This is a genomic window from Mycobacterium kyorinense (genome assembly GCF_002101735.1).
Taxonomy (GTDB): Bacteria; Actinomycetota; Actinomycetes; order Mycobacteriales; family Mycobacteriaceae; genus Mycobacterium; species Mycobacterium kyorinense.
This window is the reverse complement of sequence record NZ_LQPE01000106.1, coordinates 1-13,840: the sequence shown is the minus strand read 5'-3', so window position 1 is coordinate 13,840 and position 13,840 is coordinate 1. Positions and strand designations below refer to the sequence as shown.

Annotated in this window: 16 protein-coding genes; 8 read left to right on the top strand and 8 right to left on the bottom strand. The window is 66.5% G+C overall.

What is annotated here, in order from left to right:
- Positions 1-95: 95 nt before the first annotated feature.
- From AWC14_RS12540 to AWC14_RS12515, 6 genes are read right to left on the bottom strand one after another with little or no spacing between them, the layout of a single operon-like run.
- Complete coding sequence (locus AWC14_RS12540; RefSeq protein WP_045377354.1) at positions 96-1,256, bottom strand: lipid-transfer protein; 1,161 nt, start codon at positions 1,254-1,256, stop codon at positions 96-98.
- A complete protein-coding gene (locus AWC14_RS12535) occupies positions 1,256-1,645 on the bottom strand; it encodes a MaoC family dehydratase (RefSeq protein ID WP_045377358.1) in 390 nt (129 codons plus the stop codon). Before AWC14_RS12535 ends, AWC14_RS12540 begins: the two co-directional genes overlap by 1 nt.
- Positions 1,642-2,580, bottom strand: coding sequence for a bifunctional MaoC family dehydratase N-terminal/OB-fold nucleic acid binding domain-containing protein (locus AWC14_RS12530; protein WP_057003278.1), 939 nt, complete (start codon positions 2,578-2,580; stop codon positions 1,642-1,644). The genes AWC14_RS12535 and AWC14_RS12530 overlap by 4 nt, the downstream gene beginning before the upstream one ends.
- Positions 2,577-3,740, bottom strand: coding sequence for an acyl-CoA dehydrogenase FadE29 (gene fadE29, locus AWC14_RS12525; RefSeq protein ID WP_045377361.1), 1,164 nt, complete (start codon positions 3,738-3,740; stop codon positions 2,577-2,579). The genes AWC14_RS12530 and fadE29 overlap by 4 nt, the downstream gene beginning before the upstream one ends.
- Positions 3,725-4,738 (bottom strand): acyl-CoA dehydrogenase family protein, encoded by a 1,014-nt coding sequence (locus AWC14_RS12520; protein WP_045377435.1) that lies wholly within the window; start codon positions 4,736-4,738, stop codon positions 3,725-3,727. Before AWC14_RS12520 ends, fadE29 begins: the two co-directional genes overlap by 16 nt.
- Entirely contained in the window at positions 4,738-5,988 is a 1,251-nt protein-coding gene (locus tag AWC14_RS12515; protein ID WP_045377364.1) for a cytochrome P450, read from the bottom strand. The genes AWC14_RS12520 and AWC14_RS12515 overlap by 1 nt, the downstream gene beginning before the upstream one ends.
- A gap of 120 nt (positions 5,989-6,108) precedes the next feature.
- Here AWC14_RS12515 and AWC14_RS12510 point away from each other — a divergent pair, with 120 nt between their 5' ends.
- Genes AWC14_RS12510 through AWC14_RS12495 form a run of 4 tightly spaced genes read left to right on the top strand, consistent with a single transcriptional unit; the run spans position 6,109 to position 8,556 of the window.
- The gene (locus AWC14_RS12510) at positions 6,109-7,269 is read left to right on the top strand and encodes a steroid 3-ketoacyl-CoA thiolase (protein ID WP_045377367.1); all 1,161 of its coding nucleotides are present in this window, start codon (positions 6,109-6,111) and stop codon (positions 7,267-7,269) included.
- On the top strand, positions 7,269-7,640 hold the full coding sequence (locus AWC14_RS12505) for a DUF8021 domain-containing protein (protein ID WP_045377370.1): 372 nt from the start codon (positions 7,269-7,271) through the stop codon (positions 7,638-7,640). The genes AWC14_RS12510 and AWC14_RS12505 overlap by 1 nt, the downstream gene beginning before the upstream one ends.
- A gap of 9 nt (positions 7,641-7,649) precedes the next feature.
- A complete protein-coding gene (locus AWC14_RS12500; protein ID WP_045377373.1) occupies positions 7,650-8,102 on the top strand; it encodes a nitroreductase family deazaflavin-dependent oxidoreductase in 453 nt (150 codons plus the stop codon).
- Between the two features lie 4 nt (positions 8,103-8,106).
- Positions 8,107-8,556: a nitroreductase family deazaflavin-dependent oxidoreductase gene (locus AWC14_RS12495; RefSeq protein WP_045377376.1), complete on the top strand. Its 450-nt coding sequence runs from the start codon at positions 8,107-8,109 to the stop codon at positions 8,554-8,556.
- 1 nt (position 8,557) lies between these two features.
- Here AWC14_RS12495 and AWC14_RS12490 read toward each other — a convergent pair whose 3' ends face one another.
- Positions 8,558-9,469: an SDR family oxidoreductase gene (locus AWC14_RS12490; protein ID WP_045377379.1), complete on the bottom strand. Its 912-nt coding sequence runs from the start codon at positions 9,467-9,469 to the stop codon at positions 8,558-8,560.
- Between the two features lie 14 nt (positions 9,470-9,483).
- A complete protein-coding gene (locus tag AWC14_RS12485) occupies positions 9,484-10,263 on the bottom strand; it encodes an SDR family oxidoreductase (protein WP_162267195.1) in 780 nt (259 codons plus the stop codon).
- A gap of 55 nt (positions 10,264-10,318) precedes the next feature.
- Between AWC14_RS12485 and echA20 the strand changes: the two genes are divergently transcribed.
- The 4 genes from echA20 to ipdC are packed head-to-tail and all read left to right on the top strand — an operon-like array spanning position 10,319 to position 13,732.
- Entirely contained in the window at positions 10,319-11,062 is a 744-nt protein-coding gene (gene echA20, locus AWC14_RS12480) for a (7aS)-7a-methyl-1,5-dioxo-2,3,5,6,7,7a-hexahydro-1H-indene-carboxyl-CoA hydrolase (RefSeq protein WP_045377382.1), read from the top strand.
- The gene (gene ipdA / locus AWC14_RS12475) at positions 11,059-11,937 is read left to right on the top strand and encodes a cholesterol ring-cleaving hydrolase subunit IpdA (RefSeq protein ID WP_045377385.1); all 879 of its coding nucleotides are present in this window, start codon (positions 11,059-11,061) and stop codon (positions 11,935-11,937) included. The genes echA20 and ipdA overlap by 4 nt, the downstream gene beginning before the upstream one ends.
- Positions 11,934-12,677 (top strand): cholesterol ring-cleaving hydrolase subunit IpdB, encoded by a 744-nt coding sequence (gene ipdB / locus AWC14_RS12470; RefSeq protein WP_045377388.1) that lies wholly within the window; start codon positions 11,934-11,936, stop codon positions 12,675-12,677. Before ipdA ends, ipdB begins: the two co-directional genes overlap by 4 nt.
- On the top strand, positions 12,674-13,732 hold the full coding sequence (gene ipdC, locus AWC14_RS12465; RefSeq protein ID WP_045377391.1) for a (3aS,4S,5R,7aS)-5-hydroxy-7a-methyl-1-oxo-octahydro-1H-indene-4-carboxyl-CoA dehydrogenase: 1,059 nt from the start codon (positions 12,674-12,676) through the stop codon (positions 13,730-13,732). The genes ipdB and ipdC overlap by 4 nt, the downstream gene beginning before the upstream one ends.
- Positions 13,733-13,840 lie beyond the last annotated feature (108 nt).

Genomic DNA, 13,840 nt, shown 5'->3' with positions numbered 1-13,840 from the left:
ATGGAGTGTGCATCCGCGCACCGACACGTCCGCGAGCGTAACGCCACGGCGGGATTTCCGGCTCGACTTCGCCCTGGCGTTACGCTCGGCGCGGGTTAGCCCAGGATCAGGCCCGACGTGGGGACGCCGGTGCCAGCGGTGACGAGCACATGCTCGACGCCGTCGACCTGGTTCACCGAGGTGCCGCGCAATTGCCGCACGCCCTCGGCGATTCCATTCATGCCGTGGATGTAGGCCTCGCCGAGCTGACCGCCGTGGGTGTTGATCGGCAACCGTCCCCCGATCTCTATCGCGCCGTCGGCGATGAAGTCCTTGGCCTCACCCCAGCCGCAGAATCCCAACTCCTCCAACTGAATCAGCGTGAACGGGGTGAAGTGGTCGTAGAGCACCGCGGTCTGAATGTCGGTCGGCTTGAGCCCCGACTGCGCCCACAGCTGCTTGCCGACCAGACCCATCTCCGGCAGGCCGTCGAGCTCGGGCCGGTAGTAGCTGACCATCGTGTACTGGTCGGGGCTGGAGCCCTGCGCCGCGGCCTCGATCACAGCCGGCCGGTGCTTGAGGTCCTTTGCCCGCTCGACCGACGTCACCACGATCGCGACCGCGCCATCGGTTTCCTGGCAGCAGTCCAGTAGCCGCAGCGGTTCGGCGATCCACCGCGAATTCTGGTGGTCCTCAATGGTGATCGGCTTCTCGTAGAAGTAGGCCTTGGGATTCTTGGCGGCATGCTTGCGGTCGGCCACCGAGATGGCGCCGAAGTCGCGGCTGGTCGCACCGGATAGGTGCATGTAGCGCTTGGCGATCATCGCCACCTGAGCGGCGGGCGTGGAAAGGCCGTGCGGATACGAGAACGAGTTGTCGACACCCGTGGAGTCGGCGTTCTCGGTCAGCCGGGTCTGCACCTGTCCGAATCGCATGCCGGACCGCTCGTTGAATGCCCGGTAGGCGACTACGACGTCGGCGATTCCGGTGGCGACGGCCATCGCGGCCTGCTGAATGGTCGCGCAGGCCGCGCCGCCGCCATAGTGGATCTTCGAAAAGAACTTCAGCTCACCGATTCCGGCCGCCCGCGCGACGGCCACCTCGGTGTTGGTGTCCATCGTGAACGTGGTCAGCCCGTCGACATCCGACGGCGCAAGACCGGCGTCGTCGAGGGCGTCAGCCACCGCCTCGGCGGCCAACCGCAGCTCGCTGCGGCCGGAGTTCTTGGAGAAGTCGGTGGCGCCGATCCCGACGATGGCGGCTTTGCCGGACAACATCACGCGCCCCCCATCGTCAGTGTGGCCGTGGCAATCACGTGATCGCCAAGGCTGTTGCGGCCCACCACTTTCACGGTGATCAGGCCATCCTCGACGGCGGTTACCTCTCCGGAGAAGGTCACGGTGTCGTAGGCATACCACGGCACACCGAGCCGCAAGCCGATCGACTTGATGACCGCCGACGGGCCGGCCCAGTCGGTGATGTAGCGCTGCACCAAGCCGGTGTCGGTGAGGATGTTGACGAAGATGTCTTTGGACCCCTTGGCCTGAGCCTTGTCCCGGTCGTGGTGGACATCCTGGAAATCCCGGGTGGCCAGCGCCGTCGACACGATGAACGTCGGGTCGCCGTAGAGCTTCAACTCGGGCAGCGTGGTACCCACAGCGGTCATTCGTCCGGCTCCCACGCATACAGTGTCCAGTCCGGGAAGTCGATATACGTTGCCCGGACCGGCATTCCGATCTCCACGCGCGACGGATCGACCCCGCGCAGCTCACCGAGCATCCGCACCCCCTCCTCGAGTTCGACCAGCGCGATGACGAACGGCAGCGTCCGGCCGGGCACCTTCGGCGCGTGGTGCACCACGAAGCTGAACACCGTGCCCTTGCCGCTGGCCACGAGATAATCCGATGGCGCCACCTCTTTTTTAGCGTCCTGCCACACCGCGGGCACCGGCGGGTGCTGCAGGCTGCCGTCGGCGCGCTTCTGGATCCGCAACTCGTGCGCTTTCACGCCGTCCCAGAAGAACTGGGTGTCCTTCGACGACGCCGGCCGCATCAGCGCAGCCGGGTCGAGGTCGTCGGGCACCGCCGGTTTGTCTGCCTCACGCGGCCGGAATTTCAGGATGCGCCAATTCATTTCGGCGACGTCCTCGTCGCCGACCTGCCAGGTGATGTGCTGGTTGATGAAGTAGCCTTCGCCCAGCGCGGTCTGCTTCGGGCCGACCACGTCGGTGAGCTCGGCACTGACACTGACCTCTTCGCCCGGCCGCAAGTACCGGTGGTAGGTCTGCTCGCAGTTGGTCGCGACGACCCCGACGTAGCCGGCGTCGTCGAACAACGTGATGATGCGGCCCAGCGGGTCATCGTCGGGCCGAACACCGCCCAGGCCCATCATCGTCCAGACCTGAATCATCGCCGGCGGCGCGACAATTCCCGGGTGCCCGGCAGCCTTCGCCGCCGCCTCGTCGACGTAGATCGGGTTCGCATCACCCATTGCGTCGACCCAGTGGTGGATCATCGGCAGGTTCACCGGATCCCGGCCCAGGCGCGGCTTGCTCTTGCCCGCGGCTTTGACCTGTTCGACGGCGGCGTCAAAGTCGCTCATCGCGGCACCCTCGGCACCTTGAGACCCGAGGCGGCGATCATTTCCCGCATCACTTCGTTCACGCCACCCCCGAAGGTGATAACCAGGTTGCGCTTGGTCTGGGCATCCAGCCAGCTCAGCAGCTCCGCGGTCTCCGGCTCGGCGGGGTTGCCGTAGCGGCCGACGATTTCCTCGGCGAGCCGACCGACATACTGAACCCGCTCGGTGCCAAAGACTTTGGTGGCGGCGGCGTCGGCCACGTTGATGTCCTCGCCGGCGGCGGCCACCTGCCAGTTGAGCAATTCGTTGATCCGCCAGATCGAATGAATCTCGCCCAGCGCGCGCTTGACGTCGTCGTGGTCGATCGGCGTGACGCCGTCGCCGCCCGGCTTGGACGCCCACGCGTGCACCCGGTCGTAGATGCTGGCGAACCGGCCGGCTGGGCCGAGCATCACCCGCTCGTTGTTGAGCTGGGTGGTGATCAACCGCCATCCGCCGTTCTCCTCACCGACCAGCATGTCGGCCGGCACCCGGACGTCGTTGTAGTAGGTGGCGTTGGTGTGGTGGGCGCCGTCGGACAGGATGATCGGCGTCCAGGAGTAGCCGGGGTCCTGGGTGTCGACGATCAGGATCGAAATGCCCTTGTGCTTCACCGCATCCGGGTCGGTGCGGCAGGCCAGCCAGATGTAGTCGGCGTCATGCGCGCCGGTGGTGAAGATCTTCTGGCCGTTGACGATGTACTCGTCGCCGTGGCGAACCGCCGTGGTGCGCAACGAAGCCAGGTCGGTGCCCGCCTCCGGCTCGGTGTAGCCGATCGCGAAGTGCACCTCGCCCGCCAGGATCGCCGGCAGGAACTTCTTCTTCTGCATCTCGCTGCCGTAGATCTGCAGGGTGGGCCCGACGGTCTGCAGCGTCACCGCGGGCAGCGGCACGTCGGCTCGATGCGCTTCGTTGACGAAGATCTGCTGCTCGATCGGGCCGAAACCTAAGCCGCCGAACTCCTTTGGCCATCCCACCCCGAGCTTGCCGTCGCGGCCCATCCGCCGGATCACCGCACGGTACGCCTCGTTGTGCCGGTCGGACTCCATCGCCCTGCGCTCGTCGGGCGAGATCAGATTCGAAAAGTATTGCCGCAGCTCGGCTTGCAGCTGCCGCTGCTCCGGCGTCAGATCGACGAACATTGCGCCCCTACCAGGTCGAGACGATGCGACGGCCCGCCCAGCAACCGGGTCAGGTCCTTGATCGTGGAGTAGTACCGCGGCATCGGATAGGTGATGTCCATGCCCATCCCGCCGTGTAAGTGGTGGCAGATCTGCATCACCGGCGGCGCCTGCGACGTGATCCAGTAGCCGAGCACGTCGAGGTCGTCGTCGGCGTCGCGGCCCTCGGAAAGCCGCCAAACGACCGAGGTCGACGCCAAATCGATTGTCCGCGAAGCGATGTAGACCTCGGCGAGCTGCGCGGCGACCGTCTGGAACGTCGAGAGCGGCTTGCCGAACTGGTGCCTGTTGGCCACGTAGTCGGCGGTCAGCCGCAGCGCGCCGGCCACCAACCCGGCCACGTAGGCACCGATCGCCGCCAGGGCAAGCTGGTTGACCCGATGCGCGCTGGCCCCGTCCAGCACACCGTCGACCTGCGCATCGACAAACGTCACCGCATACTCGTCGGATCCGTTGGAGGTCGGGGTGTGCACCAGCTGCACACCGTCGGCCTTGGGCGAGACGACGGCGACGCCGCTGTCGGCCGTGACGACCAGCCACTCGGCTTGCTCGGCATAGCCGACACCGATCTTGGTGCCGGACAACCGGTTACCGGCAAGCACCACGGCGGGCCGCTCCGGAAGCGCGGAACCGGGCTCGTTCAGCGCGGCGGTCAGTACAGAACCCTTGGCCAGGCCAGCGAGGTAGCGGTCCTGCTGCTCGTCGGAGGCCAAGTCCAGCAGCGGCACGGCGCCGAGCCCGAGGGTGGCCAGGGCCGGCCCGACGAAGCCTCGGCGGCCGATCTCGGTCAGCGCCGTCGCAACTTCAGCCAGGCCCACCCCGTCGCCGCCCAGTCGTTCCGGCACCGGCAATGCCGTCACGCCACCGGAAACCAATGCGTCCCAGCTCAAATCGCGGTCCAGCACCGACGTGACCACGTCGGCGACAGCCTGCTGCGCCGGGTCGAGGGTGAAATCCATCAGTGCACCACCGGGCACTTGCCGGTGTAGTCGACCTGCCAGTGCTTGATGCCGTTGAGCCATCCCGACCGCAGCCGCTCGGGCGTCGACAATGGCTTGAGGTCGGGCATGTGGTCGGCGACCGCGTTGAAGATCAAGCTGATTGTCATCCGGGCCAGGTTAGCGCCGATGCAGTAATGCGCCCCGGTGCCACCGAAGCCGACGTGCGGGTTGGGGTTGCGCAAGATGTTGAACGTGAACGGGTCCTCGAAGACTTCTTCGTCAAAGTTGGCCGAGCGGTAGAACATCACCACCCGCTGGCCCTTCTTGATCTGCACACCGGAGAGCTCGTAGTCCTCGAGAGCGGTGCGCTGGAACGCGGTGACCGGGGTGGCCCACCGGACGATTTCGTCGGGCGCCGTCTCCGGGCGCTCCCTCTTGAACAGCTCCCACTGGTCCGGGTACTCCGAGAACGCGATCATGCCGTGGGTGATGGAGTTGCGGGTGGTCTCGTTACCGGCGACCGCAAGCATCACGACGAAGAACCCGAACTCGTCGTCGGAGAGCTTCTCGCCGTCGATGTCGGCCTGAATCAACTGCGTGACAATGTCTTCCCCGGGATTCTTGGCGCGCTCCTCGGCCATCTTCATCGCGTACATGATCAGCTCGGCCGACGACATCGCGGGGTCGATATGCGCGTACTCGGGGTCCTCGTTGCCGGTCATCTCGTTGGACCAGCGGAAGATCTTGTCCCGGTCGTCCTGGGGCACGCCCAGCAGACCGGCGATCGCCTGCAGCGGCAGCTCGCACGACACCTGCTCGACGAAGTCACCGGTCCCCGCCGCGGCGGCGGTCTTGGCGATGCTCTGCGCGCGAGCATCGAGTTCGTCGCGCAGCCGTCCGATGGCGCGCGGAGTGAACCCGCGCGAGATGATCTTGCGCAGCCGGGTGTGATGCGGCGCGTCCATGTTGAGCATGACGTTGCGTTGCAGGTCGATTTGCTCTCGCGTCATCGTGTGCGGCCAGACCGGGATGGCGCAGTCCTGCTGAGAGGAGAAGACGTCGCTGCGGACCGAGACCTCCTTGACGTCCTTGTGCTTGGTGATCGCCCAGTAGCCCTTGTCCCCGAAGCCGCCGGTCCCGCCCGGAACGTCCACCCAGAAGATGGGCTGCGACTTGCGCAGCTCGGCAAGCTCCTTGACGGGTAGGCCCTTGACGTTGATGTCAGGATCGAGGAAGTCGAACCCGGGGGCAAGTTTAGGGGTAGGCATCGGTACAGCTCCTCATTGCAACGTGTTCTAGTGCCAGTAAAACACGGCTTCACCGCAGACCAAAAGGTGTGAACGCATCGTCGCTTGTCAGAGTAATGAAACGTGTTCTAGCCTGACCGCATGGGTAACCCGGTAATCGTCGAAGCCACTCGCAGCCCCATCGGTAAACGCAACGGCTGGCTGTCGGGGCTGCATGCCACCGAGCTGCTGGGCTCGGTGCAAAAGGCCCTGGTACAGAAGGCCGGCATCGACGCCGGTGCCGTCGAGCAGGTGATCGGTGGCTGCGTCACCCAGTACGCCGAGCAGTCCAACAACATCAGCCGCACCGCCTGGCTGACCGCGGGTTTGCCCGAAGCGGTCGGCGCCACCACCGTCGACTGCCAGTGCGGCAGCGGCCAGCAGGCCAACCACTTGATCGCGGGGCTGATCGCGGCCGGCGCCATCGACATCGGCATCGCCTGCGGCATCGAGGCGATGAGCCGCGTCGGGCTGGGCGCCAACGCCGGCCCGGACCGCAACTGGCGCGCCGAATCGTGGGACATCGACATGCCCAACCAGTTCGAGGCCGCCGAGCGCATCGCCAAGCGCCGCGGCATCACCCGGGAAGACATCGACGAGTTCGGGTTGGCCTCACAGCTAAAGGCCAAGCAGGCGTGGGACGAGGGCCGCTTCGACCGGGAGATCTCGCCGATCGAGGCGCCGGTGCTCGACGAGAACAAGCAACCCACCAGCGAGCGGCACATGGTCAGCCGCGACCAGGGTCTGCGCGACACCACGCTGGAAGGCCTCTCGCAGCTGAAGCCGGTGCTCGACGGCGGTATCCACACCGCGGGCACGTCCTCGCAGATCTCCGACGGCGCCGCGGCGGTGCTGTGGATGGACGAAGACAAAGCCAAAGCGCTCGGTCTGAAGCCCCGCGCCCGGATCATCAGCCAGGCCAACGTCGGCGCCGAGCCCTACTACCACCTGGACGGCCCGGTGCAGTCGACGGCCAAGGTTCTGGAGAAGGCCGGCATGAAGATGGGCGACATCGACATTGTCGAGATCAACGAGGCGTTCGCGTCGGTGGTGTTGTCCTGGGCGCGGGTGCACAACGCCGACATGGCCCGGGTCAACGTCAACGGCGGCGCTATTGCGCTGGGCCATCCGGTGGGGTGCACCGGCAGCCGGCTGATCACCACCGCGCTGCACGAGCTGGAGCGGTCGGACCAGAGCACCGCGCTGATCACCATGTGCGCCGGAGGCGCACTGTCCACCGGCACCATCATCGAGCGGATCTAGTGGCTCAAGTTTCCGACGCCGACCGCATCGCGGCCGCGCAGTCCTACATCGACGCGCTGGTCACCCACGACGGCGACTCGGTTCCGTTCGCGCCGGGCTGTGTGCGGATCGAGCAAGGCATCAAGACCGGATTCTCCGGAAATCATTTGCGCCGCAGCCTGAATCGCGGCCCGCAGTTCCGGCTGATCGAGGCCACCACGCTACCGCAGTTCAGCGTCGACGGCGATCGGGTGCGGGCGCGGTTCGACGTGATCACCAAGCCGTCGCTCGGCGGCCGGCGGGTGGGCGCGCACGTCGACGAGACCTTTCTGATCCCGGATGGCACAATCCACCACATCCATGCTCGGCTCCGCCCGTTCATCCAGCGATAGGGATTACCGATGGCCAATCCGCCGCGTGCACTCAATTCCGCCGGCACTGGCGTCTTCATCAAGTGGATGTCACGCACTAATGCATTGCTGTACAAGGCGACCGGCGGCAAGCTCGGCGGCAAGTTCCTGCAGGGCGCGCCGGTCGCATTGTTGACGACGATCGGCCGCAAGACGGGCCAGCCGCGGGTGAGTCCATTGCTGTACCTGCGCGACGGCGACCGCGTGGTGCTGGTTGCCTCCCACGGCGGCCGCGCCAACAACCCGATGTGGTACCTCAACCTCAAGGCCAACCCCAAGGTTTCGGTTCAGATCAAAAAAGAGGTGCTCGACCTCACCGCGCGCGACGCCACCGAGGAGGAGCGCGCCAAGTACTGGCCTTCGTTGGTCGAGATGTACTCCTCGTTCGAGGATTACCAGTCATGGACCGACCGGACCATCCCGATCGTGGTCTGCGAGCCCTAACAGAGTGACCCGGCGACACTGGATTCGCAATTCGCGGGTCCTCGCCTTACTGCTGAAATACTTTGCCCGCGCCCATATTTGGGTGTATCGGCGTACTAACGGCCGGCTCGGCGCCAGACTCTTGTGGTTCCCCGCGGCGCTGCTGACCACCACCGGCCGCAAGACCGGCGAGCCGCGGACCACGCCCACGCTGTACCTACGCGACGGCGACCGCGTGATCCTTCCCGCCTCCTTCGGCGGTCGCGCCGAAAACCCGACGTGGTACCTCAACCTCCACGCCAATCCGAACGTCGAGGTGCAGATCCGCGCCGAGCGGCTGCGTCTGACCGCCCGCGACGCCACCGACGAAGAGCGGCAACGCTATTGGCCGGCGCTGATCAGGATGTATCCGCCGTATCGCGGTTACCGCCAGGCCACCGACCGGGTGATCCCGTTGGTGGTGTGCGAACCCTGAGCTACGCCCCGGCGCCGTAGACCGGGACCGGCGGCCGCGACTTGGCCAGCAGGTCGGCGACGACGGGTCCGAGTTCGGCGGGATCCCACTTCGCGCCCTTGTCGACCTGCGGGCCGTGCGCCCACCCTTCGGCGACGCGAATGATGCCACCCTCGACCTCGAAGACCTTGCCGGTCACGTCCTTTGACTCGCTGCTTCCCAGCCACACCACAAGCGGTGAAATGTTCTCCGGCGCCATCGCGTCGAAACCCTCGTCGGGCCTGGCCATCATCTCCGCGAAGACGGTCTCGGTCATGCGGGTCCGGGCCGACGGTGCGATCGCGTTGACGGTGACGCCGTAGCGGCCCATCTCGACGGCGCCGACGAGGGTCAGCGTGGCGATGCCGGCCTTGGCGGCGCTGTAGTTGCCCTGCCCGACGCTGCCCTGCAGGCCCGCACCGGAACTGGTGTTGATGATCCGCGCGTCAACGCTTTTGCCGGCCTTCGACAGCCCCCGCCAGTACGAGGCGGCGTGCCGCATCGTGGCGAAGTGGCCCTTGAGGTGCACGGCGACGACAGCGTCGAACTCCTCCTCGCTGGTATTGGCGATCATCCTGTCCCGCACGATGCCGGCGTTGTTCACCAGGACGTCCAGGCCGCCGAAGGTGTCGACGGCGGTCTGGATCAGCTCGGCCGCCTGATTCCAGTCCGCGACGTTCGACCCGTTGGCGACGGCTTCGCCACCGGCAGCGGTGATCTCGTCGACCACGCTTTGTGCCGCGCTGCCCCCGCTCGCCGGGGAACCGTCCAGGCCGACGCCGATGTCGTTGACGACGACTCGCGCTCCCTCGGCCGCGAAGGCCAGTGCGTGCGCGCGGCCGATACCGCCGCCTGCTCCGGTGACGATGACCACTCGGCCGTCGAGCAAACCCATATCCGTTGTCTCCTCTACTTGATCGCGCTAGTCGTGGCGAGGTAGTGCGGCGGCTCGCCGCCACCGTGGACCTCCAACGTGGCGCCACTGATGTAGGACGCCGCATCCGACGCCAAAAACGCTGCCGCCCAACCGACATCATCCGGTTTGGCGAGACGGCCGAGCGGCACGTTCTTCGAAATCGCGGCGATCGACTCGGCGTCGCCGTAGAACAGATCGGCCTGTTCGGTTTCCACCATGCCGACCACGAGGGCGTTCACCCTGACCTTCGGCGCCCATTCCACCGCCAGCGTCTGGGTGAGGCTCTCCATGCCCGCCTTGGCCGCTCCGTACGCGGCGGTCCCGGGCGTGGGCCGTCGCCCGCTGACGCTGGTGATGTTGACGATCGTCCCGCCGTGCTGCTGGGCTTGCATCCTGTCGTTGGCGTGTTGTGAAACGAACAGTGCGCCAAGAAGATTCAGCTCGATGATCTTGCGGTTGAACTTCGCGCTGGAATCGGCGGTCAGCACGTACGGCGAACCGCCGGCGTTGTTGACGACGACGTCGAGGCGGCCGTGCCGGTCGACGACCGCGTCGATCATCGCCTTGACGGCGTCGTCGTCGCGGATGTCGCAGCTGTGGAACTCGTAGGGCAGGCCCTCGACGGCGCGTCGCGCACAGGTCACCACCGTCGCGCCCTGGCCGGCGAAAACCGAGCTGATCCCGGCGCCCACCCCCCGGACGCCGCCGGTCACCAGTACCACCCGGCCGGCCAGTCCAAAGTTGATCGCGGGGTCTGCTTCGGCGCGGGTCACTGTGCTAGCGTACCAAGCAAGTGCTTGCTCAGGTAGCCGACCCCCAGGAAGTGCAATGCCGATCACGTCCACCGTCAAAGAACCGGGCATCGTCGCCGTCACAGTCGACTTTCCCCCGGTCAACGCCATCCCGTCGCAAGGTTGGTTCGAACTGGCCGACGCGCTGACGGCCGCGGGCGACAACCCGGACACCCACGCGGTGATCCTGCGGGCCGAAGGCCGCGGCTTCAACGCCGGCGTCGACATCAAGGAGATGCAGCGCACCGACGGCTACACCGCTTTGATCGACGCGAACCGCGGCTGCTTCGCGGCATTCAAAGCGGTCTACGAGTGCTCGGTCCCGGTGATCGCCGCGGTCAACGGGTTCTGCGTCGGCGGCGGCATCGGGCTGGTGGGCAACGCCGACGTCATCGTGGCCTCCGACGACGCGACGTTCGGGCTGCCAGAGGTGGAACGCGGTGCGCTCGGGGCGGCCACCCACCTGTCCCGGCTGGTGCCGCAGCACATGATGCGACGGCTGTTCTTCACCGCGGCCACCGTCGACGCCGCCACCCTGCATCACTTCGGCTCGGTCCACGAGGTGGTACCGCGAGATCAGTTGGACGAGGCCGCCTTACGGGTAGCCCGTGACATTGCCGCCAAGGACACCCGGGTGATCCGGGCCGCCAAGGAGGCGCTGAACTTCATCGACGTGCAGCGGGTCAACTCGAGTTACCGCATGGAGCAAGGCTTTACGTTCGAACTCAACCTCGCCGGGGTTTCCGACGAGCACCGCGACGCATTTGTGAAGAAGTCATGAGCAACAAACTGACCACTTTGGACGAGGCTGTTGCCGGGCTGCGCAACGGCATGACGATCGGAATCGGCGGCTGGGGGTCACGGCGCAAGCCGATGGCGTTCGTGCGCGCGATTCTGCGCACCGACGTCACGGATTTGACGGTCGTGACCTACGGCGGCCCGGACGTCGGGCTGCTGTGCTCGGCGGGCAAGGTGCGCCGGGTCTACTACGGCTTCGTCTCGCTGGACTCGCCGCCGTTCTACGACCCGTGGTTTGCTCGCGCGCGCACGAACGGCTTGATCGAGGCCCGCGAGATGGACGAGGGGATGCTGCGCTGCGGGCTGCAGGCGGCGGCGCAGCGGCTGCCGTTCCTGCCGATCCGCGCAGGGCTGGGCAGTTCCGTGCCGGACTTCTTCGAGGGCGAATTGCAAACGGTCACATCGCCGTACCCGTCGTCCGATGGCCGGCACGAAACCCTGATCGCGATGCCGGCGCTGAACCTGGACGCCGCGTTCGTGCACATGAACCTCGGCGACGCCCGTGGCAATGCGGCCTACACCGGGATCGACCCCTACTTCGACGACCTGTATCTGATGGCCGCCGAGAAGCGCTACCTGTCGGTCGAGCGCCTGGTGCCCACCGATGAGCTGGTCAAGGCGGTGCCGCCGCAGGCGCTGCTGATCAACCGGATGATGGTCGACGCCGTGGTGGAAGCGCCCGGCGGCGCCCACTTCACCACCGCCGCACCGGATTACGGCCGCGACGAGAAGTTTCAGCGTCACTACGTCGAGGCCGCCGGAACCGACGAGGGTTGGCGCGACTTTGTGGCGACCTATCTGTCCGGCAGCGAAGCCGACTACCAGGAGGCGGTCCGCAAGTTTGGAGCACAGTCATGATCACCCGAGCCGAAATCTGCGTGACCGCATGCGCCGAGCTGTTCCGCGACGCCGGCGAGATCATGATCAGTCCGATGACGACCGTGGCGCTGGTCGGTGCCCGGCTGGCCCGGTTGACGTTCTCCCCCGACATTCTGCTGACCGACGGCGAAGCACAGCTGCTGGCGGACACCCCGGCGCTGGGCGCCGCCGGTTCCGTCGAGGGCTGGATGCCGTTCGGGCGGGTGTTCGAGACGCTGGCCTGGGGCCGACGGCATGTGGTGATGGGCGCCAATCAGGTGGACCGCTACGGCAATCAGAACCTGTCGGCGTTCGGGCCTCTGCAGCATCCGACGCGGCAGATGTTCGGCGTTCGCGGCGCTCCCGGCAACACGATCAACCATGCCACCAGTTACTGGGTCGGCAACCATTCCAAGCGGGTGTTCTGCGAATCCGTCGACGTGGTCTCCGGGATCGGCTACGACAAGGTCAATCCCGAGAATCCGGCGTTCCGGTTCGTCAACGTGCACCGGGTGGTGTCCAATCTCGGGGTGTTCGACTTCGGCGGTCCGGACCACACGATGCGGGCGGTGAGCCTGCATACCGGCGTCTCCCCCGACGACGTGCGGGAAGCCACGTCGTTCGAGATCCACGGGCTGGACGAGGCCGGCGAGACCAGGCCTCCCGATATCGACGAGTTGCGGCTGATCCGCGAAGTCATCGACCCGAAATCGTTGCGGGACAAAGAGGTACGTTCATGAGGCTGCGCACGCCGCTGACCGAGCTGGTCGGCGTCGAGCATCCGGTGGTGCAAACCGGGATGGGCTGGGTGGCCGGCGCCCGGCTGGTCTCGGCGACCGCCAACGCCGGCGGGCTGGGCATCTTGGCGTCGGCCACGATGACTTTGGACGAACTGGCTGTGGCGATCGGCAAGGTCAAGGCCGCCACCGACAAGCCGTTCGGTGTCAACATCCGCGCCGACGCCGCCGACGCCGGCGACAGGGTGGACCTGATGATCCGCGAAGGCGTCAAGGTGGCGTCGTTCGCGTTGGCGCCCAAGCAGGAGTTGATCACTCGGCTCAAAGAGGCCGGCTCGGTGGTGATTCCGTCGGTCGGCGCCGCCAAACACGCCCGCAAGGTGGCGTCGTGGGGTGCCGATGCGGTGATCGTGCAGGGTGGCGAGGGTGGCGGCCATACCGGGCCGGTGGCGACGACGTTGCTGTTGCCGTCGGTATTGGACGCAGTGGATATCCCGGTGGTTGCGGCCGGAGGCTTCTTCGACGGTCGGGGACTTGCGGCCGCGTTGTCGTACGGTGCCGCCGGGGTGGCGATGGGCACCCGGTTCTTGTTGACCTCGGATTCGACAGTGCCCGATGCGGTCAAACGGCGCTACCTGGAGGCCGGGCTCGACGGCACGGTGGTCACCACCCGCGTCGACGGCATGCCGCACCGCGTGCTGCGCACCGGTCTGGTCGAGAAGCTGGAGAGTGGCTCGCGTGCAAGGGGTTTCACCGCGGCGGTGCGCAATGCCGCCAAGTTCAAGAAGATGTCGCAGATGACCTGGAGGTCGATGATCCGCGACGGCCTGGCGATGCGGCACGGCAAGGAGTTGACCTGGTCGCAGGTGGTGATGGCGGCCAACACTCCGATGCTGCTGAAGGCCGGGCTGGTCGAGGGCAACACCGATGCCGGTGTGCTGGCGTCCGGTCAGGTGGCCGGCATCCTCGAGGATCTGCCGTCGTGCGCCGAGCTCATCCAGACGATCGTCGCCGACGCCGTCAAACACCTACAGGCCGCCTCCGCGTTGGTGGTATAGCCCCCTTTTGCCCGCGAGCCCTCTGACCCTTCCGGGGGCCGCCTCGCAGGCGTGAAAATGGGGTCGGGTCGCCCGCCACGCCGGTCACTCTATGGGACTTTGGAACCC

Excerpts from the sequence above, each read along its gene's own strand:
- AWC14_RS12540 (WP_045377354.1), bottom strand. The coding sequence starts at position 1,256 with ATGTTGTCCGGCAAAGCCGCCATCGTCGGGATCGGCGCCACCGACTTC.
- AWC14_RS12535 (WP_045377358.1), bottom strand. The coding sequence starts at position 1,645 with ATGACCGCTGTGGGTACCACGCTGCCCGAGTTGAAGCTCTACGGCGAC.
- AWC14_RS12530 (WP_057003278.1), bottom strand. The coding sequence starts at position 2,580 with ATGAGCGACTTTGACGCCGCCGTCGAACAGGTCAAAGCCGCGGGCAAG.
- fadE29 (WP_045377361.1), bottom strand. The coding sequence starts at position 3,740 with ATGTTCGTCGATCTGACGCCGGAGCAGCGGCAGCTGCAAGCCGAGCTG.
- AWC14_RS12520 (WP_045377435.1), bottom strand. The coding sequence starts at position 4,738 with ATGGATTTCACCCTCGACCCGGCGCAGCAGGCTGTCGCCGACGTGGTC.
- AWC14_RS12515 (WP_045377364.1), bottom strand. The coding sequence starts at position 5,988 with ATGCCTACCCCTAAACTTGCCCCCGGGTTCGACTTCCTCGATCCTGAC.
- AWC14_RS12510 (WP_045377367.1), top strand. The coding sequence starts at position 6,109 with ATGGGTAACCCGGTAATCGTCGAAGCCACTCGCAGCCCCATCGGTAAA.
- AWC14_RS12500 (WP_045377373.1), top strand. The coding sequence starts at position 7,650 with ATGGCCAATCCGCCGCGTGCACTCAATTCCGCCGGCACTGGCGTCTTC.
- AWC14_RS12490 (WP_045377379.1), bottom strand. The coding sequence starts at position 9,469 with ATGGGTTTGCTCGACGGCCGAGTGGTCATCGTCACCGGAGCAGGCGGC.
- echA20 (WP_045377382.1), top strand. The coding sequence starts at position 10,319 with ATGCCGATCACGTCCACCGTCAAAGAACCGGGCATCGTCGCCGTCACA.
- ipdA (WP_045377385.1), top strand. The coding sequence starts at position 11,059 with ATGAGCAACAAACTGACCACTTTGGACGAGGCTGTTGCCGGGCTGCGC.
- ipdB (WP_045377388.1), top strand. The coding sequence starts at position 11,934 with ATGATCACCCGAGCCGAAATCTGCGTGACCGCATGCGCCGAGCTGTTC.
- ipdC (WP_045377391.1), top strand. The coding sequence starts at position 12,674 with ATGAGGCTGCGCACGCCGCTGACCGAGCTGGTCGGCGTCGAGCATCCG.